This is a genomic window from Polaribacter cellanae (genome assembly GCF_017569185.1).
Taxonomy (GTDB): domain Bacteria; phylum Bacteroidota; class Bacteroidia; order Flavobacteriales; family Flavobacteriaceae; genus Polaribacter; species Polaribacter cellanae.
In genome coordinates this window covers 1,149,076-1,174,782 of the sequence record NZ_CP071869.1, presented here as the reverse complement: position 1 = coordinate 1,174,782, position 25,707 = coordinate 1,149,076, and the positions used below count along the sequence as shown (strand labels likewise).

18 protein-coding genes and 1 pseudogene are annotated in these 25,707 nt (G+C 31.7%); 14 read left to right on the top strand and 5 right to left on the bottom strand.

The annotated features are described in order from the left end of the window. The first annotated feature begins 91 nt into the window (after window positions 1–91). The 11 genes and pseudogenes from J3359_RS05355 to J3359_RS05305 all read left to right on the top strand — a co-directional run bounded on the left by J3359_RS05355 (window position 92) and on the right by J3359_RS05305 (window position 11,846). Entirely contained in the window at window positions 92–1,102 is a 1,011-nt protein-coding gene (locus J3359_RS05355) for a 4-hydroxyproline epimerase (protein ID WP_208079704.1), read from the top strand. An 83-nt stretch (window positions 1,103–1,185) separates the two neighbouring features. Next, window positions 1,186–1,341 (top strand): annotated as a pseudogene (locus J3359_RS18510) (DUF3781 domain-containing protein); the annotation flags it as partial. Next, a complete protein-coding gene (locus tag J3359_RS05345) occupies window positions 1,338–2,585 on the top strand; it encodes an NAD(P)/FAD-dependent oxidoreductase (RefSeq protein ID WP_208079703.1) in 1,248 nt (415 codons plus the stop codon). The pseudogene J3359_RS18510 and the gene J3359_RS05345, both read left to right, overlap by 4 nt. 3 nt (window positions 2,586–2,588) lie before the next feature. After that, window positions 2,589–3,803 carry a M24 family metallopeptidase gene (locus tag J3359_RS05340; RefSeq protein ID WP_208079702.1) on the top strand — a complete coding sequence of 405 codons (1,215 nt, stop codon included), beginning with the start codon at window positions 2,589–2,591 and terminating at the stop codon, window positions 3,801–3,803. Between the two features lie 319 nt (window positions 3,804–4,122). Beyond that, a complete protein-coding gene (locus J3359_RS05335) occupies window positions 4,123–4,737 on the top strand; it encodes an alpha-ketoglutarate-dependent dioxygenase AlkB family protein (protein ID WP_208079701.1) in 615 nt (204 codons plus the stop codon). 102 nt (window positions 4,738–4,839) lie between these two features. Beyond that, the gene (gene rluF / locus J3359_RS05330) at window positions 4,840–5,727 is read left to right on the top strand and encodes a 23S rRNA pseudouridine(2604) synthase RluF (RefSeq protein WP_208079700.1); all 888 of its coding nucleotides are present in this window, start codon (window positions 4,840–4,842) and stop codon (window positions 5,725–5,727) included. Between the two features lie 189 nt (window positions 5,728–5,916). Next, window positions 5,917–7,047 (top strand): tRNA guanosine(34) transglycosylase Tgt, encoded by a 1,131-nt coding sequence (gene tgt / locus J3359_RS05325; protein WP_208079699.1) that lies wholly within the window; start codon window positions 5,917–5,919, stop codon window positions 7,045–7,047. Between the two features lie 77 nt (window positions 7,048–7,124). Further along, on the top strand, window positions 7,125–8,216 hold the full coding sequence (locus J3359_RS05320; protein ID WP_208079698.1) for an LptF/LptG family permease: 1,092 nt from the start codon (window positions 7,125–7,127) through the stop codon (window positions 8,214–8,216). Window positions 8,217–8,383: 167 nt separating this feature from the next. Next, window positions 8,384–9,118 carry a DMT family transporter gene (locus J3359_RS05315; RefSeq protein WP_367890385.1) on the top strand — a complete coding sequence of 245 codons (735 nt, stop codon included), beginning with the start codon at window positions 8,384–8,386 and terminating at the stop codon, window positions 9,116–9,118. 73 nt (window positions 9,119–9,191) lie between these two features. Continuing rightward, window positions 9,192–10,145 (top strand): acetyl-CoA carboxylase carboxyltransferase subunit alpha, encoded by a 954-nt coding sequence (locus J3359_RS05310; RefSeq protein WP_208079697.1) that lies wholly within the window; start codon window positions 9,192–9,194, stop codon window positions 10,143–10,145. Window positions 10,146–10,508: 363 nt separating this feature from the next. Next, entirely contained in the window at window positions 10,509–11,846 is a 1,338-nt protein-coding gene (locus J3359_RS05305) for a transposase (protein ID WP_367890395.1), read from the top strand. A gap of 529 nt (window positions 11,847–12,375) precedes the next feature. Here the strand turns inward: J3359_RS05305 and J3359_RS05300 are convergent. The 5 genes from J3359_RS05300 to phnA form a co-directional block, all read right to left on the bottom strand. After that, a complete protein-coding gene (locus J3359_RS05300) occupies window positions 12,376–13,923 on the bottom strand; it encodes a sulfatase family protein (protein WP_208079696.1) in 1,548 nt (515 codons plus the stop codon). Window positions 13,924–14,278: 355 nt separating this feature from the next. Beyond that, window positions 14,279–15,562 carry an MFS transporter gene (locus J3359_RS05295; protein ID WP_208079695.1) on the bottom strand — a complete coding sequence of 428 codons (1,284 nt, stop codon included), beginning with the start codon at window positions 15,560–15,562 and terminating at the stop codon, window positions 14,279–14,281. Further along, window positions 15,559–16,122: a helix-turn-helix domain-containing protein gene (locus J3359_RS05290; RefSeq protein WP_208079694.1), complete on the bottom strand. Its 564-nt coding sequence runs from the start codon at window positions 16,120–16,122 to the stop codon at window positions 15,559–15,561. The genes J3359_RS05295 and J3359_RS05290 overlap by 4 nt, the downstream gene beginning before the upstream one ends. 275 nt (window positions 16,123–16,397) lie before the next feature. After that, window positions 16,398–17,825, bottom strand: coding sequence for an aldehyde dehydrogenase family protein (locus tag J3359_RS05285; protein ID WP_208079693.1), 1,428 nt, complete (start codon window positions 17,823–17,825; stop codon window positions 16,398–16,400). Between the two features lie 19 nt (window positions 17,826–17,844). Then, a complete protein-coding gene (phnA, locus tag J3359_RS05280; RefSeq protein WP_208079692.1) occupies window positions 17,845–19,056 on the bottom strand; it encodes a phosphonoacetate hydrolase in 1,212 nt (403 codons plus the stop codon). Between the two features lie 708 nt (window positions 19,057–19,764). On the opposite strand from phnA, the gene J3359_RS05275 reads away from it, so the two are divergent. Genes J3359_RS05275 through J3359_RS05265 form a run of 3 tightly spaced genes read left to right on the top strand, consistent with a single transcriptional unit; the run spans window position 19,765 to window position 25,685 of the window. Continuing rightward, window positions 19,765–23,013: a SusC/RagA family TonB-linked outer membrane protein gene (locus J3359_RS05275; RefSeq protein WP_208079691.1), complete on the top strand. Its 3,249-nt coding sequence runs from the start codon at window positions 19,765–19,767 to the stop codon at window positions 23,011–23,013. A gap of 11 nt (window positions 23,014–23,024) precedes the next feature. Continuing rightward, window positions 23,025–24,530, top strand: a complete 1,506-nt coding sequence (locus J3359_RS05270; protein WP_208079690.1) for a SusD/RagB family nutrient-binding outer membrane lipoprotein — start codon at window positions 23,025–23,027, stop codon at window positions 24,528–24,530. A 21-nt stretch (window positions 24,531–24,551) separates the two neighbouring features. After that, window positions 24,552–25,685, top strand: coding sequence for a hypothetical protein (locus J3359_RS05265; RefSeq protein ID WP_208079689.1), 1,134 nt, complete (start codon window positions 24,552–24,554; stop codon window positions 25,683–25,685). Window positions 25,686–25,707: the final 22 nt, after the last annotated feature.

The window sequence follows — 25,707 nt, the reverse complement described above, 5'->3', positions numbered from 1 at the left end:
TAATTAGGAAGTTTATTAAAGTTGTTTTCTGAAAAATAAATTTCTTTATTATTGGAAAACCGAGTAAACAAATACATAAAGCATACTTTAAATGAGTAAAAAAACTTTTTTTTGTGTAGATGCACATACGTGTGGAAACCCTGTAAGAGTTGTTGTTGGTGGAGGTCCGAATTTGGTGGGCGAGAATATGAGTGAAAAGCGTCAGCATTTTTTAAAAGAATACGATTGGATTCGTAAAGGATTAATGTTCGAGCCAAGAGGCCATGATATGATGAGTGGTTCGATTTTATTTCCACCTCACAATCCAGAAAACGATTTTGCCATTTTATTTATAGAAACTTCAGGTTGTTTGCCAATGTGTGGTCATGGAACCATTGGTTCTATAACAATTGCGATTGAAGAAGGTATAATTACCCCAAAAATTCCAGGTAAAATTAAAATGGAAGCTCCAGCTGGTTTGGTAGAAATCGAATATCAACAAACGGATGGAAAAGTAGATTGGGTAAAATTAGTAAATGTAAAGAGTTATGTAGCAGCAGAAAATTTAACGGTAGATTGTCCTGAGTTAGGTGAAATTACTTTTGATGTTGCTTATGGAGGAAATTTCTACGCAATTGTAGATTCTCAGAAAAATTTCTCTGGAGTTCATAATTTTATTGCTGGAAAAATTGTACAATATTCGCAAATTGTAAGAGCAAAAATCAATCAGAAATATCCAAATATGTTTATTCATCCAGAAAATGAAACAATAAGAGATGTTTCGCACATGTTGTGGACTGGAAATCCTTTAGACCCAACTTCTTCTGGAAGAAATGCCGTTTTTTATGGAGACAAAGCAATCGATAGAAGTCCTTGTGGAACAGGAACTTCAGCAAGATTGGCGCAATTACATGCGAAAGGAAAATTAAAAATTGGCGAGGAATTTATTCACGAGAGTTTTATTGGTTCTAAATTTATTGGAAGAGTAGAACAGGATACTACTTTAGATGGAAAACCAGCAATTATACCAAGTATACAAGGTTGGGCAAAAGTGTATGGTTACAATACCATTATTATTGATGACGAAAACGACCCATATGCACATGGTTTTCAGGTGATTTAGTTTGAAATAATAAATTATTCTGAACTTGCTTGTGCTGAATTAAGTTCAGTGTTTCAGAATCTTATTAAAAAAAAAACGAAAGTGAAAATCTTATTGCGAGAGTTTTAAAAGAAACATTCATAGAAAATTACGAAAAAGAAGGAAAGAGTTTCTATGCAACAAGTAAGAAATTTAATATAAAAATTACAATTAGTTCAAATACCTTTAGAATTATAACTGTAGATAAAGTGATAAAATGAGTAAAAAAGTAGTAATTATTGGAGGTGGAATTATTGGACTTTGTTCTGCGTACTATTTATTAAAAGATGGTCATGAAATTACAGTAATAGACCAATCTAATATGAATTCTGGAGCCTCTTATGTAAACGCAGGTTACATTACTCCAAGTCATTTTATTTCTTTGGCAACACCTGGTATTATTACAAAAGGCATCAAATGGATGTTCGATGCTAAGAGTCCGTTTTATGTAAAACCAAGATTAGATATCGATTTTTTGAAATGGAGTTGGGCATTTAAAAAATCTGCCACAAAAGAAAAAGTAGAGCGTTCCATTAAAGCGATAAAAGACATTAATTTATTTGCAAGAGATTTATATGAAGATTTAAAAGCATCTAAAGATTTCGATTTTCATTACGAAAGAAAAGGTTTGTTAATGTGCTACAAAACCGACAAAGTCGGAGAAGAAGAATGGGCAATTGGAAAAAGAGGAGTAGAAGAAGGTTTAGGAGTTAGAAATTTAACAGCAACACAAGTAAAAGAACTAGAACCTAATGCAAATTTGAATGTAAAAGGCGCTGTTTACTATGATTCTGATGCACATATGACACCAAATCATTTTATGAAAGAAATGGTTGTTTATTTAAAAGAAAATGGCGTTACTTTTTTTAAAAATGAAAAAGTGGTAGATATAGATTTGTCAGCAAATAAAATATCAAAAATAATTACTGATAAGCAAAGTATTGTTGCAGATGAGGTTGTTTTGGCAGCAGGAAGTTGGAGTTCTTTTTTGGCAAAAAAAACAGGATTAAATATTCCTGTTCAAGCAGGAAAAGGATATCGAATTAATGTAGCAAGAGAAACAAATATTACCATTCCAGCCATTTTATGTGAAGCAAAAGTAGCAGTAACACCTATGGATGGCTTTACACGTTTTGCAGGAACTATGGAAATTGCAGGTATTAATCATACAATTAATCCTACAAGAGTTGAAGCAATTGCAACAGCCGCACAAAATTATTATAACAATTTACAAATTACAAAAACCGAAAAGGAAAAGGCAGCATGTGGTTTAAGACCATGTTCTCCTGATGGATTGCCATATATTGGAAAATCATCGAAATGCGAAAATTTAACCATTGCAACAGGACATGCAATGATGGGTTGGAGTTTAGGAACTGCTACAGGAAAATTAATTTCCGAAGTTATTTCTAACCAAAAAACATCTTTAAATTTAAGTCCTTTTCATCCTGATAGAAAATTTTAAACTATGAAAACATTTGGCATTGGAGGTTCAACTATAGAAGCAGAATTGGCAGCAATTCAACCTTTAAAAACAACAGTTAAACCTATTCAAAAAGAAGAATACAAAAAGAGAATTCAGAAATTAGCTGGTTTAATGAAAACAAATAACGTGCAAGCAGTGTATGTAAATGCGGGTACAAATTTGTTGTATTTTACTGGAACACATTGGCATGCAAGCGAACGAATGGTGGGCGCGATTATCTTACAAAATGAAGAAGTACATTATATTGCTCCGAATTTTGAAAAAGGAACCATCGAAGATTTTTTAGAAATAGAAGGAACAATTCATTGTTGGGAAGAACACGAATGCCCATATAAATTATTTTTACAGGTTTTAGATGAAAATGAAATTGACGAAGGAGAAATTCAGTTAGATGAAACCACACCATTTTCAATTGTTGATGGTCTGTATAAAGAAATTCATCCTTTTTATATCGAAAAAGCAACCGATTTAATTTCTGAATGTAGAATGATAAAATCTGACGCAGAAATTGCAATTATGCAACATGTAATGGATATTACTTTGGAGGTTCAAAAAGCAGCAGCAAGAATTTTAAGAGAGGGAATTACCACAAAAGAAGTAGAGAATTTTATTCATGAAGCACATAAAAAATACGGAGTTTCTTCGGGTTCTTATTTTTGTATCGTACTTTTTGGGGTAGATTCTTCTTTTCCTCATGGCGTTAAAAATCCTAAGAAATTAGAAAAGAACGACATGGTTTTGGTAGATACAGGTTGTCAATTATATGATTATATTTCAGACATAACAAGAACCTATGTTTTTGGGAAAGCAAACGACTTGCAACGAAACATATGGAATATTGAAAAAGAAACACAATTAGCGGCTTTTAATGCTTCAATTTTAGGTAATACTTGTGGTTCTGTAGACGATGTTTCAAGAGAAACTTTAGAGAAAAATGGTTTAGGTCCAGATTATAATTTACCTGGTTTGCCTCACAGAACAGGTCATGGAATTGGTTTAGATATTCACGAATATCCATATATTGTAAGAGGAAATAAAACAAAATTAGTCTCAGGAATGACCCTTAGTAACGAGCCTATGATTTGTGTGCCAAATGAATTTGGTGTGCGTTTAGAAGATCATATTTATATGACAGGCGAAGGTGCAAAATGGTTTACAGAACCTGCACATTCTATTGAAAATCCTTTTGGAGTTTAGGTGTTTTTTTCGCCACGAATACACGAATTATTTAGTATTACGTGAAAAAACACGAATTTATTAAATCAGAGATTTTTATTTGTATTTTTTTTTTGAACTTTTAAATCCTAAAGATTAGGAATTCGTGCATTCGTGGCGAATTGTCTTTAACTTTTTTCAAGGATAATTTTTGTTTTGGCTAAAGTCATTTGCGAGGAATTTCTTTTATCATCCAGTTAAAGCAGGATGCAATTGATAGGATTCGTTTTTTAAGAACTTTACTACCTAACATTCATTTTAAATTTCTTTCAGAATTAAAGATAAATTGTATTTTTATAAAATGGATTTATTCTCTTCAGAAAAAATAAAAAACATTTTACCTTTCGATGGCGTTACCAATTATCATGGTATTGTTTTAGATAAAAGTCAGTGTGATTTTTATTACCAAAAACTTTTCGAAACAATTGAATGGAAAAACGACGAGGCCATTATTTTTGGAAAGAAAATAATCACTAAAAGAAAAGTAGCTTGGTATGGCGAATCGGAATTTTCTTACAAATATTCAGGAGTTACAAAGAATGCAAATCTCTTTACAAAAGAGCTCTTGAAATTAAAAGAAATTGTAGAAAAAGAAAGTGGAGAAACGTATAATTCTTGCTTGTTAAATTTATATCATTCAGGTGAAGAGGGAATGGCATATCATTCAGATGGAGAAAAAATGCTGAAAAAAAACGGAGCAATTGCTTCACTTTCTTTAGGTGCAGAACGTAAATTTTCTTTCAAACACAAAGAAAACAAACAGAGAATCGATATTATTTTAGAAAGAGGAAGTTTGTTAGTGATGAGAGAATTTACACAAACCAATTGGTTGCATAGATTGCCACCAACAAAAAAGGTTTTTACACCAAGAATTAATTTAACGTTTAGAACCATAGAATTACAACAACAGTTTTAAGCCCCTTGCTATTTGTGAAATTTGTGTCATTTTTTTAAATCATCTTTTAATTCGTGAATTCGTCGCAAAAGTTTCCATATTTTTGCATAAAATTTTACAATTTTGGATTCTAATTCACAAAATACCATCAATCTTAATAAATACATCAGTTCTTCAGGGATTTGTTCTCGAAGAGAAGCCGAAAAATTTATTAAAGAAGGCAGAGTTACCATCAATGGAAAACCTACGCAGTTAGGTAATAGAGTTGCTAAAAAAGATGTTGTAAAATTAGATGGACGCATAGTAACGCCCAAAAACGTTACCATTTATATTGCATTAAATAAACCTGTAGGAATCGTTTCTACCACAGACGATAGAGAACCAAATAACATCGTAAAACACATAAATTATCCAGAAAGATTGTTTCCAATTGGGCGATTAGACAAACCTTCTGAAGGGTTAATTTTTCTAACAAACGATGGTGATATCGTAAACAAAATTTTACGAGCAGGAAACAATCACGAGAAAGAATATTTTGTGTCTGTAAACAAATCAATCACGCCAAATTTTATCGAAAAAATGGGAAATGGAATTCCTATTTTAGGAACGGTTACCCAGAAATGTTTCGTGGAAAAAGTAAGTGATAAAATTTTCAAAATAATTTTAACACAAGGCTTAAATCGTCAAATTCGTAGAATGTGCGAGTATTTAGGTTACGAAGTAACTAAGTTAAAACGAACCAGAATTATGAATGTTGAGTTAGGGTATTTACAATCTGGAGATTGGCGCGAATTAACGGAAGAGGAGATGAAAGAAATTAATAAAATGATTTCCACATCCTCTAAAACCGAAGAAGCCTCCAAAGTTAAAAATACTCCGAAAGTAGCAAAACCAAAGCGAAAATTGGCACCCTCTAAAAACGATTTTAATAGAAAAAGTGCTTCTTTTAGAAAATCTTCATCGAAAAACAAGAGAAATAATTCGAGTTCTTCTAAAAAGAAACGTTGGTAATTTTTTTTTTGGCGTTCCCTTTCAGGTCAGGCTTTTCGTTGCAATCTTTTTTATTTTTAAAATAAAAAAGGATTTCCACTACAATCCTTAACGCGCATATTTGTCAGCAAAATCAATAATTTAACTTTTGGTTTTATATAACAGTTCATTTTATTTATCAATTCTTAAATAATAGTATCTTTGCCACCAATGAAATTTGACTTAAAAATTACCGACCCAAAAAGCAAAGCAAGAGCAGGAACAATTACTACAGATCATGGAGAAATTGAAACTCCAATTTTTATGCCTGTGGGAACTGTTGGAACCGTAAAAGGAGTGCATCAAACAGAATTGAAGAACGAGGTAAATCCTGATATTATTTTAGGAAATACCTATCATCTTTTTTTAAGACCAGGGATGGATATTTTAGAAAAAGCGGGTGGTTTGCACAAGTTTATGAATTGGGATAGAAATATTCTTACAGATTCTGGAGGTTACCAAGTATATTCACTTTCTGGGAGAAGAAAAATTAACGAAGAAGGCGTAAAATTTAAGAGTCATATAGATGGTTCTACGCACTTTTTTACTCCAGAAAACGTTATGGAAACTCAACGTACAATTGGTGCAGATATTATTATGGCTTTTGACGAATGTACACCTTATCCTTGTGATTATAATTACGCAAAACGTTCTATGCACATGACACATAGATGGTTGGATAGATGTATAAAACATCTAGAAAAACTGCCTTTTAAATATGGTTACGAACAAACATTTATGCCAATTGTACAAGGAAGTACGTATAAAGATTTAAGAAAGCAATCTGCAGAATATATCGCAAATTCAAGCCAGCAAGCAAATGCAATTGGCGGACTTTCAGTTGGAGAACCAGCAGAAGAATTATATGCAATGACGGAAGTTGTTTGTGAAGTATTGCCAGAAGACAAACCACGTTATTTAATGGGTGTTGGAACGCCAATTAATATTTTAGAAAATATTGCTTTGGGAATTGATATGTTCGATTGTGTGATGCCAACAAGAAACGCCAGAAACGGAATGTTGTTTACGGCTCATGGTTCTATCAACATAAAAAATAAAAAGTGGGAAGACGACTTTTCGCCAATAGACGAAATGGGAATTACTTGGGTAGATACCTTATACTCTAAGGCCTATTTACGTCATCTTTTTGCTTCCAAAGAAATGTTAGGAAAACAAATTGCGTCGATTCATAACCTTGGTTTTTATGTTTGGTTAACAAGAGAAGCAAGAAAACATATTTTAGCAGGAGATTTTAGAGAGTGGAAAGACAAAATGGTAAAACAAATGGATAAACGATTATAGTTAATAGTTTATGGTTGTTGGTTTTTAGCATAAACCATAAACCATTAACTATAAGTCACTAACCAACAACAATAATTTTGAAAATAATAGATTGGTACATATTAAGGCGTTATTTGGTAACATTTTTGTTTACCTTATTAATCTTAATACCCATTGCAATTGCAATTGATGTTTCAGAAAAAATAGATAATTTTTTGGAGCATACAAACTTGGGCTTAGAAGAAATTTTAAACGATTATTATAAAAACTTTATAATATATTACGCAAATACCTTTATGCCTTTGGCATTGTTTATAGCTGTAATTTTATTTACTTCTAAACTGTCAAATAATACAGAAATTATTGCCATTACGAATGCGAAAGTTTCCTTTACAAGGTTTTTGTACCCTTATTTTATTGGAGCAAGCTTAGTAACCATTATCTCTTTGGGAATGAATCATTTTGTAGTACCTAACAGTAGCAAAGTAAGAAAAGGGTTTGAAAAAAAATATTTAAGTAATACACGCGAAAAAAACGATTTAAAATTCATATCCGATTTTAGTTTACAGCTTACAGATAGTACATATATTTATTTGAAAAACTATAATACAGAAACAAATTCAGGTTATAATTTTACATCAGAAACTTACGATGGTTTAAAGTTAAAATCAAAATTATCTGCAGATAATTTACGCTACAATACTAAAGATTCTACTTTTTCTCTAACGAATTGGAGAAAAAGACTAATTTATAAAGATAGAGATAGTATTTTTAAAGGAAATAAAATAGATACTGTTTTTAATTTTACACCAAGAGATTTAATTTATAAATCTGCTTTATCACAAGAAATGCCTTCAAATGAATTAATTAAATTTATAAATTTGTCTAAAAAAAGAGGTGTAAAAAACTTAAATGCCTATTTGGTAGAACTCCACAAAAGAACCAGTTTGCCAATAGCTTCTTATATACTTACTATTATTGCAGTTGCACTGGCTTTTCGAAAAAGAAGAGGTGGTACAGGGGTTAACTTAGCTATTGGAATTGGAATTATGTTTTTATACATTTTCTTCATGAAAATTGGCGAAGTTTTAGGTTCTGTAGCTGGTGTAAATTCCTTTATATACGTTTGGATCCCAAATATAATGTTTGGTTTACTAGCAATTTATCTTTATTGGAATGCCAGAAAATAGATATAAAGACTACTTACTTTTACATCTCATTGTTTTTATTTGGGGGTTTACAGCCATCTTAGGTACATTAATTACGATAGATGCAATTCCTTTAGTTTGGTATCGAATGTTACTGGCAGTTTTTTTTATTTTTCTTTATTTTTTGTTGAAGAAAAAAAAGTTTAAAATTGATAAAAAAAACCATTGCTAAGTTTTTCTTAACAGGAGTTCTTATTGCACTTCATTGGATTTTCTTTTTTAAAGCAATTAAAGTTTCCAATGTTTCTGTAGCTTTAGTAACGATGAGTACAGGTGCTTTTTTTACATCATTAATTGAGCCCGTTTTTTTCAAGAGAAAAATTAAATTTGTTGAAATAATTTTAGGATTGTTAGTAATCGCTGGTTTATATGTAATTTTTAATTTTGAAAGTGCGTATAAACTTGGAATTATCTATGCACTAATTGCTTCTTTTTTGGGAGCTTTATTTGCAGTTTTAAATGGTTTGTTTATCAAAAAACATAGTGCAAGTACGATTTCTTTTTATCAACTTTTATTTGGAGTTGTTTTTATTACAGTTTATCTACTTTTTAGTAACGGATTCTCTGCTGAGTTTTTCCAAATTCCAACGATGGATTGGCTGTACTTATTGTTATTAAGCAGTGTTTGTACTGCTTATGCTTTTATAGCTTCCGTAAAAGTAATGAAGCACTTATCTCCATATACAGTAATGCTTACCATTAATTTAGAACCAATTTACGCGATAATTTTGGCATTACTTATTTTTGGAGATAAAGAACAAATGAGTCCTACTTTTTATTTAGGAGCTTTTATTGTTTTATTTGTAGTATTGTTAAACGGAATTATAAAAAACAGCGTGAGTTTAAAAGACAAGTTCAAACAAAAAGTAAGTAGAAAAAAATAGGCTATTTTGCCTAAAAAAGTAAATTTTATAGTATGTTTGTCTTTACAAATAACTAAAATCAGATAACTACAAAATGGAATATTTAGATTTTGAAATGCCAATAAAAGAGCTAGAAGATCAACTTCAAAAATGCCAAATTATTGGAGAAGAAAGTGAGGTAGATGTAACAGCTACTTGTAAAAAAATAGAGAAAAAGCTAGCAACAGCTAGAAAAGATATATATAAGAATTTAACACCTTGGCAAAGGGTTCAATTATCTAGACATCCAAATAGACCTTACACATTAGATTATATAGAAGCGATTTGTGGAGATACTTTTATGGAATTACATGGAGACAGAAGTGTAAAAGACGACAAAGCGATGATTGGTGGTTTGGGTAAAATTGGAGACCAATCTTACATGTTTATTGGTCAGCAAAAAGGATACAATACCAAAACTCGCCAATATAGAAATTTTGGAATGGCAAATCCAGAAGGCTATAGAAAAGCCTTGCGTTTAATGAAAATGGCGGAAAAATTTGGAATTCCTGTAGTAACTTTATTAGATACACCAGGTGCTTATCCAGGTTTAGAAGCAGAAGAACGTGGGCAAGGAGAAGCAATTGCGAGAAATATTTTTGAAATGACTCGTTTAAAAACTCCTATTATTACTATTGTTATTGGTGAAGGAGCTTCTGGTGGAGCATTAGGAATTGGAGTAGGAGATAGAGTTTATATGATGGAGAATACTTGGTACACTGTTATTTCTCCTGAATCTTGTTCTTCTATTTTATGGAGAAGCTGGGAGTTTAAAGAACAGGCTGCAGAGGCTCTAAAATTAACTGGAAACGATATGAAAAAGTTAAAGTTAATTGATGGAATTATAAAAGAACCAGTTGGAGGCGCACATTCTAATAGAGAAGGAGCTTTTAAGGCGGTACAAGATCAAATTGTAAGTGCTTTTGAAGAATTAAAAGATTTATCTGAAGTAGATTTAGTTTCTAAAAGAATGGATAAATACGCAAATATGGGAGTTTATAAAGAGTAGTTAAATTTATATTTAGTATTTCTTTAATCAACTTTAAATATTAAAGAATAGAATTTTATAAGTAAAGAGGCTGTCTTAAAAGTAGATTTAGCTGTTATTTTACTGAACTCGAAAAATCTAAAATATTGAAATTCAATAAAAAAAGATTTTTCCATTACAGTCGAAGTAACAAATTATAATGCTTTTAAGACAGCCTCTTTTTTCTTTTTAAAAGGTTTTTAACAGGCGCTTTCATAAAACAACGAATCCCTTGTTTTTACGAGGGATTTGTTGTATTTTGTAGCTATAATAAACCCCGAAAATGGCCAATATAGGCAAAAAACGGGGTTTTAATTTCGACAATTATGAAAGTACGAAGAATTTCTGAAATGCAACACCGCATTTCAATTTTTTCCCCTCAGCGAGAATTATGATGCTCATTATGCGCGATTTTTAGAGGGAGATTTAGGTAAAATCTACTCTGCAATTCCTTGGAATGATTTAGTTAGCTCTTTTGGTATTTCTGAACAATCAAAAGGGAGAAACTATCTTTTTAGTCCTAAAGGAAGACTAGGTTTAATGTTTTTAAAACATTATGCTAATTGTTCAGATAGAAAATTGATTGAGCAACTAAACTCGAATTTAGACTATCAATTTTTCTGTGATATAGAACTAGGTTTTGAACGCTTAACAAACTATAAAATAGTGAGCCAAATACGTTGTGAATTAGCAGAGAAACTCGATATTAATTCCATAGAAAAAATTCTATTCAACTCTTGGAAAAACGAAATTGAAAACCCCAATCAAATTGTAATGGATGCTACTTGTTATGAAAGTGAAGTTCGTTACCCTAGCATCCAAAAATTACTTTGGGAGTCGGTTCATTGGTTGTACAATCAATTACGTAAAACCTGCTCTATATTAGGGGTTAAAATGATTAGAAGTAAATATATCAAGTGGAAAAAACGTTATCAAGGATTTAGTAAAATGCGAAGAAAAACCAAGTCGAAACGTATTTCATTAACCCGAGGTTTACTCAATCTGTTAAGTAAATTTATCAACTTTGAAAAAGAGTTGTCAGAAAATCACAATATTGAGTTTATAGCTTTGTATTATAAGCGAATAAATACAATTCAAAGGATTTACAAACAACAAAAAGATCATTTTGATACAGGAGAAAAAATCAAAGATAGAATTGTAAGCATTCAAAAGGATTATATTCGTCCTATTGTTCGAGGAAAGGAAGTAAAACCTGTTGAATTTGGAGCAAAAGTTAACAAAGTTCAAATTGATGGAATTAGCTTTATCGAACATATTAACTTTAATGCATTTCATGAAGGAAATCGTTTTATTCAAACAGTCCAAAAAGCACAAGGATTAACTCGAAAAAAAGTAAAAATAGCTGGAGCAGATAAAATTTATGCCACCAATAAAAATAGAAAACACTGTAGTTCTAAGAACATAGAAACAGACTTTATCCCCAAGGGAAAAAAGCCGAAAAATCATAAAGAAAAAAAGCAACTTAGAGCTATTATCGCAAAAGAAAGAGCTACAAGATTAGAAGGTTCTTTTGGAAAGGATAAAGAATATTATCACTTACGAAAAATAAAAGCCAAAACTAAAAAGAATGAAATTCTATGGATATTCTTTGGAATACACACAGGGAATGCTCTTGAAATTGGCCGAAGAAAAATAGCTAAAACAGCACAACAAGTAGTCTAAATTTGAAGCATTGAATATAGTTTTATGGGAGAGGTATGTCTTGTTGGGAAGTTTTTAAGAAACTGAACACTTAAAACAGCTTTAAAACAAAAATTGAGGGTAGAATTTAAATAATTCTGCCCGCAATTTTAGCTGCATTTTTAAAAATAACCTATTTTCTGAATGTGCCTTAACACATTTCAAATTCAAGAATAAAATAATTAGTTTAACGTGAGTTCGATTTAAGAAATAATATATGACTTCATTTTAATGCACTTATAAACAATGTCTTACGTTTGTTCTAATTTCGAATGATAGGAGAAGTCTTATAATTTAGAACTACAATTTGTAAGATTCCTCTTCCTGCGTCATCGAAATAACATTTATTTTTTAAAGAAAAACACTTAAGGTTTTGATAGTTAATTGGTTAAACATCGAAATCTCTTTAATTTAGGAAATAGCTCCAAAGACATGTTTTGCCTTTTTTAGCGATGTATACATTAAAAATGTAGATGATAATTAATGAGAAATAGCATCTTTTATGTTGTAGTTATTTCTTAGAAATAGCAACAATACTATCAATTTTAGCTTGCATTTTTTCAACTAATTTTTTGTTGTCTTTGGCAATATTTACTTCTTCACCCATATCTTTAGACAAGTCGTATAATTGAGGTTCGTTAGCGGCACCACTTTCAATTTTTTTACCATAAACCCATTTCCTGGCTTTTCTATTTTTTAAAGGAGCAATGTATTTATAATCTCCTTTTCTTAAAGACAATGTAAAGGATTCTTCTAATAATAATTCTCTTCCTTCAGTATTTGCATTTAATAGTGTTTTTTCTAAGTTTTTACTGTCAATAGCTTCTTGGGCTGTTGTTTTATAATTTACAATGTTTGCTAAAGAAGTATAATAATCTGTCTGAGATATTAAAGCTTTGCTTTCTCCTGGCTTAATAGTTCCTGGCCAGTAAGTAATCATTGGAACTCTTGTGCCAGCTTCAAAAGCACTGTATTTACCACCTCTAAAAGGTCCAGATGGTTTATGGTTTCCTAATAACTCTTCAGCTTTATCGCTATAACCATCATTTAAAACAGGCCCATTATCACTAGTAAAAATTACAAGAGTATTTTTATCAATATTTAATTCTTCTAATTTTTTTATAATTTGCCCTGTCATCCAATCCATTTGCACAATTGCATCTCCTCTTAAACCCATTGTAGATTTTCCTTGAAACTGTTTATTGGGTAACCTTGGAACATGAATATCATGAAAAGAGAAAAATAGAAAGAAGGGATTCTCTTTATTTTTTTCTATAAATTGATTCGCTTTTTCTGTAAATATATAAGGGAAATCTTCGTCTGTCCATAATGCAGATTTACCTCCAATTTGGTTTCCAATTCGACTAATTCCATTTACAATTGCTTCACTATGTTGGTTATCTGCTGGGTATCTTAATAATTCTGGGTTAGTTCTACCTGTTGGAACGCCATCGAAAGATTTTTTATAATTAATTTGAATGGGGTCGTTTTTTTCTAAATTAATGGCTCTGTGGTTTTCCACGAAAATAGTTGGCACTCTGTCTCCAGTTGCAGGTAATAAAAAGCTGTAGTCGAAACCAATTTCTAATGGTCCTGGTTTTATTTCTTCATTCCAATTCGTTTCTCCATTTCCAAGGCCTAAGTGCCATTTACCAACAACAGCTGTATTGTAACCTGCTTTTTTTAACATTTTTGATAATGTTGCTTCTTTTGTGTCGATTAATAATGGAGCATCACCAGGTAAAATATGTGCATTATTTCTAAAAGCATACTGCCCAGTTAACAAAGAATAGCGAGAAGGAGTACAGGTTGCTGCAGAACTATGGGCATCTGTATATTTAATTCCATTTTTTGCTAACTTGTCTACATTTGGCGTAGAAACACCAACTGCACCATAACTACTCAAATCGCCATAACCTAAATCATCTACATAAAAAATGATAATATTTGGTTTTTGTTGAATTATGTTTTCTTCGTTTGAAGTTTTTTCTTTTGATTTTTGATTGCAAGAAATCAATAAAAGAGAAAAACTAAAGATAAGTAGTAAATATTTTTTCATTATTTTTTAGAAGTTTTTAAATTATTTGAAGGTTTTTTATAAAGTACTTTTTTATTCTACATTAATTTTTGGTGGTTATATCTATCCAGTTTTTTTTTTGCTCCTAAAGAGGTTTTATCAATTCAGATTCCCGATTTTTAACTTTACTGTTTGGTAAATTAAAATGGTATCTTTTTTTTTTGACAGATTGTTTGTTTCTTTAATATTGTAAGATAAATTATAAAGTATATGTCTAAAATCTTTCCATTTTATCAACTTAAAATTGTTAAAACAAGCACCAAATTCTTCTAATTTTCTCCATAAAAACGTTTTATGAGGATTTATTTTAGTTATAGTGTTTCAAAGATAATTTTTTTTATAAATTGTGTGTTTCTGGACTTTTAAAGTTCCATTTTAAGGCAGATAACCCACCACCTATTAAAGCTAAAATAACAAAGAAATAAAACAAATTATTCCAACCATAAGCTTCGTTAACGGCAACCACAATAAACCCCGAAAACATTTGCCCTACAGACCCAACACCATTAATAATTCCTGCAGCCATTCCTGCACCTTTTTTACCACCAACATCCATAGCGCCTGCTGTGCAAATTAATGAATCTGGACCATAGGTTGCTATACCAATTAAGGCAATACTTATAATTACACCAATTTTACCAAATGTTGCCATGTATGGATGAATTAAGCAAACCAACGCTAAACCAACCATCATAATGGTAACAGTGCTAAACCGTTTCGAATTAAAAAATTTATCTGAAGCATAACCCGCAAGTATAACTCCGAAAAAGCCAATTAATTCATAAACAGATGAAATGTACCCTGCATCGTTTACGTCGTAATTTAAAGATTTTTCGAGATAAATGGGAAGCCAAAATAAAAAGGCATAACGTGTCATTTTAAGAATCATATAACAACTTGAATAAATCCAAAGTGCTTTGTTTTTTAAAATGATTTTTAGTATTTTAATATTTTCAGATTTTTTGGTTGCTTCGGATTGGAATTGATATTTATCTTCTATAATAGGAGGAATATTAACATCCTCAGGATTATTTCTGGTAAAAAGTAAATAAAGAAATGCCAAGATTAAAAGTATGATAGATGGGAAAAAAAATCCTCTTTTCCATCCTATTTCTGACATAAAATCCATATCAAAGGCAACATAAGTTGCAAAAACAGTAGCCAAAAACCCTCCAGTTACATAGCATGTAGACCACCATGACATAACAATACCTCTTTCGTTAGTTTTATACCATGGAGTCATATTTTTAACCAAGCCGCTCCATCCAGTCGATTGTCCATATCCGTTTACAGCAATTAGAAAAATTAAGATTCCTGCAGAAAAAGACATTCCTAAAAAAAAGTTTGCAATAGCTGCAAGAAATAAACCTATACTAACAATTTTACGTGGGCCAAAAGTATCGGATAAATAACCATTTAAAAATTGGCCTATAGTATATACTAAACTGTAAATAAATATAATGGTTGCATAATCTGTGTTGTTTAAGCCTAAATCGGCTTCCATTGAACTCCAAGTAACCGATAGGTTTTTACGTCCAAAATAAAAGCCTGCATAGGCAAGCCATGTTAGGGCAAAAATTCGCTTTCTCCAGTAATTTTGAACTTTTGAAAATTCTTTCATTGTTTTTTAATCAAATACATTTTAAGTAGGGTGGCATTGGTAGCATATTTTGTATTCCAGCCTAATGGAAATATGCCATCATAAAATAAAATATCACCCTCATTTAAAGTTATAATTTCTTTATCAAGTATATAATCTAATTTACCTTGAAGTACATAAGCAATTTCATAAGTATCGCCAGCAACGGGTTTTCTGTAAATACCTTCTTTTATTTTAATGATATAAGTTCTTAGATTACTCGTGGGGATAGCGTGGGAAAATAGAAAAGTATATTCTAAACCTTTCGAATCATCCCGTTCTTCAATTTCACCTTCACCTTTTTTAATAAGAATGTACTTGTCTACTTTTGAAGTAGATAAGTTTAACTCTGATAAATTTATATCTAAAGATTGCATTATTTTTAAAAGAACAGGAAGAGAAGGAGTTGTTCTAAAATTTTCAATTTTAGAGATAAGTCCTATACTAACATCACTCATTTTAGCAACTTCTTTAAGGTTTAACCCCTTACTTAACCTAATTCTTTTTAATTCTTTTCCTAAGTTTATAAGTACATCTTCCATTTAATACATAATTTATTTGACCAAGATACGTTTTTAAAGCATTTAAGAAAAATTGTGTGTCTTTGTAATCTGCTATGTTAAAGTTAGAAATTCTAAAAGTGTCGTAATTATTTACTTTTAATTTCTGCAATACAAAATTTTACAATATAAACAGATTCTTTTTCTCTTGGGCAAATATTTTTTGCTACTTATACCAATTTTATAGAATTTATAAAGGTAGCTGGGGCCTGAGGTTTAATAATATGTTTCTCGTAACTTCCATTATATTTTTTTGATTAAGCAATATCCCAAGGTAGAGAGTATGTTTTTACATACGTGTAGCCTTTCATTGCTTCTATAACACCTTCTTTATATCCAAGTCCGGAGTCTTTAACACCTCCAAAAGGTGTCCATTCCAACCTATAACTAGGAGCTTCATTTACGTTTACAGTACCTGTATCTAACTCTGTAATTACACGTTGTATAGATGGCCAGTGATTACTAACCACACCACCAGACAATCCGTAAGGAGTATCGTTGGCTATATCAATTGCTTCATCTAAAGTTTCGAATCTAATAATTGGAGCCACAGGACCAAAAGTTTCTTTAGCCACAACTTCATGACTGTTTTTAATATGATCTAAAACGGTTGGAGCAAATAAAGCTCCTTCGCGCTTATTTCCTGCAAGGCAAATTGCACCGTTTTCAATTGCTTTTTTTACACGACGTTCCATTTCTGCAGCTGCTTCTTCTGTAATTACAGTGCCCATATCGTTATTTGCATCATATGGGTTGCCATATTTTATAGCTCTTACTTTATCGGCAAGTTTAGTAGCATACTCGTCTGCAATACTATTATGAACCAAAATTCTTCTAACGGCAGTACAACGTTGTGCTGAGTTTTTAAAAGTACCATTCATAGTAACTTCTACAGCTTCATCTATATCTGCATCTTTCAAAATTAAAAGAGCAGAACTACCACCTAATTCTAAAATTATCTTTTTATAACCTATTTTTGATGCGATAATTTTACCAATTTCACTTCCGCCTGTAAAAGAAACCATACTAATGTCTGGGTGCACAGTCATCATTTCTGAAGTTGCCTGAATGTCTTTACCATTGATGCAATTTAACATATTTGGGGGCAAACCACAGTCTAAAGCCAATTGTGTAAAATAATAAGCGGAAAGTGGTGTTCTTTCTGATGGTTTTAAAACAACTGTATTATTAGTAGCAATTGCTGGTGCAATTTTATGTACTACTTGATTCATGGGATGATTAAAAGGAGTAATTGCACTAATTAACCCTAAGGGAACACGTGTTGTATAAATACGTCTTGGTTTTCCGTTTTTGGAAACATCACACGGAAAAACTTGAGAATCATCATCTAACGCTTTCATAGCAGAGAAGCGCAATACATCAGAAACGCGACTTGCTTCATAGCGAGTATCTTTTAAACAAAGCCCTGTTTCGTCTGTAATCATTTGGCTTACTTCGTCTACACGATTTTCTAACTCGTCTGCTATTTTGTTTAAAATTTCGTAACGTTCGTAACGTGTAAGTGTAATTTTAGTGTTTTTTGTTTCTCTTAAAACTTCGTCTAAGCGTTCTGTAGATATTGAAGAAACACGTCCTACTTTTTTCTTAGTAAACGGGTTAAAAACTTCTATCCACTCATTACTTTTTTCTTGTTTTCCGTTGATTATACTTCCAAATTCAATCATATTATTTAAAATTTATCTATTAAAATCCATTACTTAAGAAATGGAACAAATCGAAATTTCTACTTTTACCAGAAGCTAATTTTTTAGCATACTCTGCATTTAGTTTTTTATTAAAAATCATAGGAACTTCTTGGCAATGCTCACCTCCGTGCGAACGCAACCCTTCTTTTACCTTATCTAGGTCGTGCCAATCTGGAGTTCTTCCAATAGTTGTAGATGCATCTGAGAGAACTACTAAATCTCCAATTCTGTCGGCAGGTAATTCGTAAGCTACAACAGCTTCAGCATTTGTTAATACTTTTTCAATACCATCTAAACCTAGTAAATAAGTTTTAGCGGCTTCTAATTGAGTTTTGTCTTCTAAATACAAGGTTCCATACCCACCAAGAGCTCCATGATGCACTACGTAAGGGTCTGTAATAGGTAAAATTACACGTGTAGGAATATTTTGTTCGTTTAATAACTTTTCGATGAACTGTACTTTTGGAGTGCCATCTGCATTGGTTTTTGCTTCCATTCCATGATCTGCAGTAATACCAATAATAGCACCTAATTTGTCTAATTCTCCAAACCAATAGTCTATCTTAGATAAAAAATCGTTTGCTTCTGGGTCTCCAGGAGCATATTTATGCTGAACAAAATCTGTAGTTGTTAAATACATAACATCATAATGGTCGCGTTTTAATAATTTTGCACCAGCTTCAATACAATATACCGAAATATAAGGGTCGTAAATACCAGGTCTTTCTTTGCCCATTAAGTCAGCTTCTACATTTTCAATGCCATTACCTTCTAAAGTAGCTTCGTTAGCAAATTCTGCAGAGAAGCAAATACCTTCTAAATTATGAGAAAGCATACGTCTTAATTTTTCTTTGGCGGTAACTACAGCAACTTTGTTTCCGTTTTTGCTTTTTTCAGATAAAATAGTGGGAACTTTTAAATATTTTGGATCGCTCATCATTACTTCTTTTTGAAGCTCTGTATCCCAGTAAAAGTTACCACAAATACCATTTATAGCTGGCGGAACACCAGTAGTAATTGCCATGTTATTTGGGTTTGTAAATGACGGAATAACACTTTTTACCATACCAAAAGAACCTTCTTTTATAAAGCGTTGTAAATTAGGCATTACATCTTTAGCGGCTTCATAATATGGGTAGGAGGTTCCGTCCATACATATTCCAATGATTGTTTTATTCTGATTAGGATAATTTCTGTTATTGATTTTCATACTAATATATTGATTATTTATTTGATTAAAGTTTTCACAAATGTAAAATAATTTTACTTATAATATAATTATTTTTGTATTTGTATGCTATTTTTTTAAGTATTAGGTACCTTAAACCCCACAAATTTAACTATAAAAATAAAATCAAATAAGCCAGTAATTATATTTTAATCGCAGATGCTAACTAAAAAAGAAATATTTTCAATAATCTGTAATATTTCCTTACAATACAAGCTTAACACAAGCTATTTTAAAAAATATAGAAAGTCTATTGAAAAAAAAACTTAGGTTGTAAATTACTTTAGGGTTAAAACCTATAGCCTTTATTTGTGAAATGTTAGTTTAAATTTCAACTAACTATTTAACATTTTTTTTTGATTTAATTTTTGGATAATAATAAAATTATTTTACAAATAGTAGAATTATTCAATTATTTTTTTACATTTGCTATAATTATTGTACTATAAGTAAAATTTTAAATAAATACTATTTTAAATTTAAAATCATAAAATCAGATATTTTAAAGGTTAATCAATAAAGCTTTAAAAAAAAAATAACTTAATTAACTACGAACCTAACTTAAAAAACTTATGAAGTGATAAACTGTAAAATTCCATAAAGCTTTTTAAACAAAGCAAATTTTAAACTATTTTTTTAGTGAAATATTTAGAACTAACCTTAAACAAACTTATTATACAATTTGAGAGTATGAAAAAAAATAAAAAAATTAAGTATCAATTTAATGATTCCTTTGGAATAAAGGTGAATTTGACGGCGTTTGTGCTTTTAGGTCTTTTAACCTTTGCACAAACAAACTTATATGGTTTAGATAATTTACCTTCTTTAGATTTTGAAAAAATAACAACCCAACAAAAAGAAATTAAGGGAATTGTTAAAGATACTCAAGGCAACCCATTACTTGGAGTAAATATACTAGTTAAAGGTACTAGTAAAGGTACACAAACAGATTTTGATGGAAAATATACCATTAGTGTAAATAATGGTGATAAATTGGTGTTTTCTTACCTTGGTATGAGAGAGAAAACAATTACTGTAACAAACCAAACAACAATTAATGTAGTATTAGAGGAAGATACAAATAGTCTAGAAGAGATTGTGGTAACAGCCTTAGGTATTAAAAAAGAGAAAAAACGTGTTGGTTATGCAGTTCAAGAGGTAAAAGGTGCTGCTATACAAAAAGCAGTTACCCCCAACATTGTAGAATCTTTAACAGGAAAAGTTGCAGGGCTTATTGTTACAAATAACTCGAGTGATTTCTTTTCAGACCCAAAATTTTATCTTAGAGGTAGTAGACCTTTAATGGTTGTAGATGGAGTGCCACAAACAAATTCTGATATTTGGAATTTATCGTCCGACGATGTGGAAAGTATTACCGTTTTAAAATCTGGTGCAGCCTCTGCATTGTATGGTTCTCCAGGAAGAAATGGAGCTATTCAATTGACCTTAAAATCTGGAAAAAATGCAAAAAAAGGTGTGGTAATTTCTTATAACTCTTCCACTTTATTTCAAGGGAGCTTTATAAGGGTTCCAGGCATTCAAACTCAATATGGTCCAGGGAATAATGGAGTGTATAGATTTGGTGGTGGTTTTGCAGGTGGTGATGGGCTAACCAAGGGTGGTGGAATAAACGATTTCGATTATTCTATATGGGGCCCTAAATTTGATGGTAGATTAATCGTTCAATACGATTCTCCTATAGACCCTAATACAGGCTTTCGTAAACCAACTCCATGGGTTTCTAGAGGACCTAATAATTTAAAAAACTTTATGGAAGTTGGTTTGGTAACTTCACATAACGTTACTGTACAAGCAAATTCAGATGTTGGTTCGTTTGTAGTTTCCAATACCTTTAAGCACTCAAAAGCATCTACACCAGGACAACGCTTGGATATTAATACAACAAGATTAAGAGGTAGTTTAAATTTATCCGATAAATTTACTGTAGATGGCTCAATTCAATACAACTACCAGTTTTCCGACAATAGAATTAGAGGAGGTTATGCACCTCAATCGCCTATTTATAATTTAGCTATTTGGGGTGGAGCTCATTTCGATATTCGAAACTTTAAACAATATTGGGAAAAAGGAAAAGAGGGAATTCGTCAAAATTATGTAGAACACTGGCGTTTTAACAATCCTTATGCATTGGCTTATGCTTATAAAAGACCTTGGACTAAAAACGATTTAATTTCGTATTTAAAGTTTACCTATAAGTTTAGCGATCATTTAAGTGCTTATGTAAGATCTACATTAAATGCATATACTCAAACAGATAACGAAAAAATTAGTAAAGACATTTACACTTATAGTATTTCTGACAGAGGAGGTCGTTTTAGATATTCAAATAAAAGATTTTTTGAAAATAACACAGACTTTTTAATCTCTTATAACAACGATTTTTTAAATGACGATTTAAATGTATCTGCTACTTTAGGAGTAAATCAACGTTATTTTAAAACCCATTCAGAAAGTGGAACTACTGGTCAATTGATTGTTCCAGAAATTTTTACGTTACAAAATTCAGTAGATAATATACAACCATCTAGTTACAAAGAGCAAAAAGGTGTTTATAGTGGTTACTATACTTTAGATTTTGCATACAAGGACAAACTTTTTGTTGGTGCAACAGGTCGTGTAGATAAAACATCTACTCTCCCTTCTGCTGGTGATACATTTTTCTATCCATCCTTATATTCCAGTCTTATTATAAGTGAGATGTTCGATTTACCAGAGTTTGTAAACTTTTTTAAAGTAAGAGCAGCAGTTTCTCAAGTTGGATCTGATCAATTTGGTGGGGTTTATGGTTGGCAAAACCAATATGGTACAGGTAGGTATAGAAACTTACCAACCGCTGGTTACCCAGGGCTTTTAGAAAACCCCAATTTAAAACCTTCTTATACCAATACTTACGAATATGGTTTCGAAACAAGAATGTTTAGTGGTAGATTGGGTATTGATTTCTCTTACTATAGAAATCGTTATGGACCACAAATTTTTACGCAATCTTTTTCATCTGCATCTGGTTGGAGTGGTGTTAGGGAAAATGGTAGAGAAACAGAAAGAAGAGGTATAGATTTTTCTATAACAGGTTCACCTATTAGATCTGAAAACTTAAATTGGACGACAATTTTTAATTTTGCTACCTATAAAAACTACCTAATTTCTTTACCTCCTTTAGAAGATGGTACAGTGCCAGATAGGGAAGGTAGAACTTATGTAGGTGAAGAACTAAACCATTATTGGTATGGTGTATGGGATAGATCGCCAGATGGACAATTAATTATTGGTGCCAATGGTTTACCAGTAGGAAGACCTGCAATAGATCTTGGTAATACGCTTCCAGATTTTACAGCAAGTATTAACAATACTATACAGTATAAAGATGTATCGCTTAGCTTTTTAATAGATGGTCGTTTTGGTGGTGTAACTTTCGATAGATATAATCGTGATTTATGGAGATCTGGTTCGCATACAGATGCCATACATCCAGAAAGAGAACTTTCTAATATTGCTTTTGCTACTGGTGGCGATGCTAGAACAATGCAAATACCAGGAGTTTCTGTTGTTTCAGGAGAAGTAACCTACGACGCAGAAGGTGCAGTATTAACAGATACTCGTGTTTACGAACCAAGTACAGCTAAAGTATCTTACCCACAATGGGCATCTAATTACAAGGGAGATTGGAGAAGTAATATTATAGAAAAAACTTTTGTTAAATTAAGAGAGGTTACTTTAACTTATAATATTCCTAAGAAAACGTTAGAAAAAACATTTTTAAACTCAGCCTCAGTATCTTTAATAGGTAGAAATTTATTTTACTGGACAAAAGACGATACTTTTAACGATTTAGACACCTATACTGTATCTGGTGGTGATACCGATTTACAACTACCTTCGCAAAGGTCGTATGGATTTAATATTAATTTACAATTTTAAAAAAAGTTATAATGAAAAATATAATAATAAAATCGGCTCTATTCTTGATTTTGGTAGGAACATTTAATAGTTGTTTAGATTATGAAGACTTAAGGGAAAATCCGAACAGCCCCAATGCAGTTCCTCCGAGTTTAATATTTACGAACCTAACGCCACGTGTATCATCATCATTTACTGGAGGGTATTCTAGAATGCAATACCACATATATATTCCTACAGATGGAACTTCTAAAGTTAATTTTAGAGGTGGTTTTGGAGGTGGTTTTAATTATGGAACCATCCGTAATATCGATAAAATGAACGAGGAAGCAGAGGCTTCGAATGCACCTGTATATAAAATTTTAGGTAAGTTTTTTAAAGCTAGAAGCTTTATTGAAATGACAAGACGTATGGGAGATGTGCCTTTAACAGAAGCAAATAAAGGAGCTGAAATACCAAGACCAAAATACGATACTTCGAAATCGGTATATATACAAAGTTTAAATTGGTTAGATGAAGCGAACAAAGAACTAGGAGAATTTATAAGTGCAAACCCAGGTTTTCTTCTTGATGGCGACCTTTATTTTAAGGGTAATTTAAAAAAATGGCAAAAACTAATAAATTCTTATACCTTAAGAATTCTAATTTCGTTGCATAAAAAAGCAAACGATGCAGATGTAAATGTAAAAAGTCGTTTTAATGCTATTATTAACAACCCTTCTACATATCCTATTTTAACTAGTTTAGCAGACAATGCCCAGTTCGAATATAAAAACGAAGATGGTTTTAGACAATCTTATAATCCAAATAGTGCTGTATCGAAACCTTCTATAAACTATGCTAAGTATTATATAGATATGCTTAAAAGCTATCAGGATCCTCGTTTGTTTTCAGTTGCAGATCCAACACAAGAGGCTGTAGATGCAAACCCAGATTTGGTGGCAGTAACAGCAAATTTCGATTCTTACAGTGGCGCAGATGCTACAGCTAATCCTGCAGATAACGTTACAGGAAATTTAAATGGAAAATTTAGCAAACCTAATGACGAAAAATATTGGAATTTTGTAGGACAACCAGGAGTTCTTTTAAGTTACTGGGAACAAGAATTTACAATAGCAGAAGCTGCTCATAGAGGATGGATATCTGAAAATGCTAAAACACATTATGATAATGCAATAACTGCTTCTATGGAATGGTATGGAGTCGACAGCAGCAAAATTACAGCGTACTTAACGAATGTTAATTCTAGTTATGTCGCAGGAACTATCGGGTTAAATAGAATATTAGAACAAAAGTATTTGGCTTTTGCAGAAAATTCGGGTACAGAAGCATTTTTTAACTTTAGAAGAACTGGTATACCAAACTTACCATTCTCTAGTTTTAATATTGGTGATCAAGACCCTGGATATCCAGTGCGTTGGTCTTATCCTAGCTCTGAACTTTCTAATAACGAAGTAAATTACAAGGCAGCATTAGTAAGCCAATTTGGTGAAGAATCTGATGATGTCGATTTCCTTATTTGGGAACTAAAAGACTAACAAAAATTAAAATATTTCAGGATGAAAAATATTTCAAAAAAACAAAACTTTTCAACATTTTTATTTACCTGCCTTACTTTAGTATTAGTAATGAGTTGTATAGATAAAGGAGATGGTTGGGCAGACGATAGGTATTTAGAAAACTTCGAACTTTCATGGGACAATCCAAACCCTAAAACAGGGCAACCTTATACCGCAGACGAACTAGCGGAACTTAAGTACGACCCCAATGAAGAAGAACGTTTTAAGGGGGCAACACCTGTGGTTCTTAATTTACTAACTTCTAAGCAAATTAGTAAGGTATCGGTTATCGATGGTTCAGATGGATCTACGCTATTGACCATTACAGAAGCACAACCAGTGGATAGCAAATTTAAAGTATCAATAAGTACTTCATTGGATGAGTTAAAAATTAAAGAAGGTAAAACCAAAGCTTTAAAGTTTAACATTGTGTATAATGATGGCTCCATAGGAAGTACATTGTTTAAAGTTGTTTCGATATTGCCATTACCTCCTGCAGTTGATATTTTGAAAGGACACTGGAAGTTTGACGATGCCAGTAATTTCTTAAAAGCTACGCTTGGAAATGATTTGACTTTAGGTGGTAACAACGGTGTTTCTGCTGTCTCAGGGATGTCAGCAAGTGATGGTGCAGCTTTAACCTCATTTGGAGGTTATTTAGAGGTTAATCACGGATTGCCGGCCTCGGGTGGTGATAAGGTAAATAACTACACTATAATTTTAGATGTTAGCCTGCCTGCATCATCTTTTGGTACTTACTCAAATTTGTTACAAACGTTGACAGATAATAGTTCCGATGGATCTACTTATATTAGTCCTGCAGGAGGGCTTTGGGGTAATGGTATTGGAACTTCAGGTGGAGGTTCGATAACTGAAGATACTTGGCATCGAGTAGTTATTACAGTTGGAGATGGTGATTATAGAGCCTATATAGATGGAGGTAAAATTTTAGGAGGTTCTCCTGGAGCTGATGGTATCCATTCTTTAGATTTATCTAAATTCCTATTGTTTGCCGATAATGGAAATAATGAAGATGCACCCATAAAAGTAACAGAGGTTATGCTGTTCGATGTTACGTTCGATAACAACTGGATAACCGAAGACTTACCACCAGTAGGTCAACCATTAAAATAATAAATAATAGTTTGAGTTAATT

What these genes read in the sequence shown, in the direction of transcription:
- J3359_RS05275 (WP_208079691.1), top strand. Translation starts at nt 19,765, where the DNA reads ATGAAAAAAAATAAAAAAATTAAGTATCAATTTAATGATTCCTTTGGA.
- J3359_RS05355 (WP_208079704.1), top strand. Translation starts at nt 92, where the DNA reads ATGAGTAAAAAAACTTTTTTTTGTGTAGATGCACATACGTGTGGAAAC.
- J3359_RS05310 (WP_208079697.1), top strand. Translation starts at nt 9,192, where the DNA reads ATGGAATATTTAGATTTTGAAATGCCAATAAAAGAGCTAGAAGATCAA.
- J3359_RS05290 (WP_208079694.1), bottom strand. Translation starts at nt 16,122, where the DNA reads ATGGAAGATGTACTTATAAACTTAGGAAAAGAATTAAAAAGAATTAGG.
- J3359_RS05345 (WP_208079703.1), top strand. Translation starts at nt 1,338, where the DNA reads ATGAGTAAAAAAGTAGTAATTATTGGAGGTGGAATTATTGGACTTTGT.
- J3359_RS05335 (WP_208079701.1), top strand. Translation starts at nt 4,123, where the DNA reads ATGGATTTATTCTCTTCAGAAAAAATAAAAAACATTTTACCTTTCGAT.
- J3359_RS05340 (WP_208079702.1), top strand. Translation starts at nt 2,589, where the DNA reads ATGAAAACATTTGGCATTGGAGGTTCAACTATAGAAGCAGAATTGGCA.
- J3359_RS05265 (WP_208079689.1), top strand. Translation starts at nt 24,552, where the DNA reads ATGAAAAATATTTCAAAAAAACAAAACTTTTCAACATTTTTATTTACC.
- tgt (WP_208079699.1), top strand. Translation starts at nt 5,917, where the DNA reads ATGAAATTTGACTTAAAAATTACCGACCCAAAAAGCAAAGCAAGAGCA.
- J3359_RS05300 (WP_208079696.1), bottom strand. Translation starts at nt 13,923, where the DNA reads ATGAAAAAATATTTACTACTTATCTTTAGTTTTTCTCTTTTATTGATT.
- J3359_RS05270 (WP_208079690.1), top strand. Translation starts at nt 23,025, where the DNA reads ATGAAAAATATAATAATAAAATCGGCTCTATTCTTGATTTTGGTAGGA.
- phnA (WP_208079692.1), bottom strand. Translation starts at nt 19,056, where the DNA reads ATGAAAATCAATAACAGAAATTATCCTAATCAGAATAAAACAATCATT.
- J3359_RS05295 (WP_208079695.1), bottom strand. Translation starts at nt 15,562, where the DNA reads ATGAAAGAATTTTCAAAAGTTCAAAATTACTGGAGAAAGCGAATTTTT.
- J3359_RS05285 (WP_208079693.1), bottom strand. Translation starts at nt 17,825, where the DNA reads ATGATTGAATTTGGAAGTATAATCAACGGAAAACAAGAAAAAAGTAAT.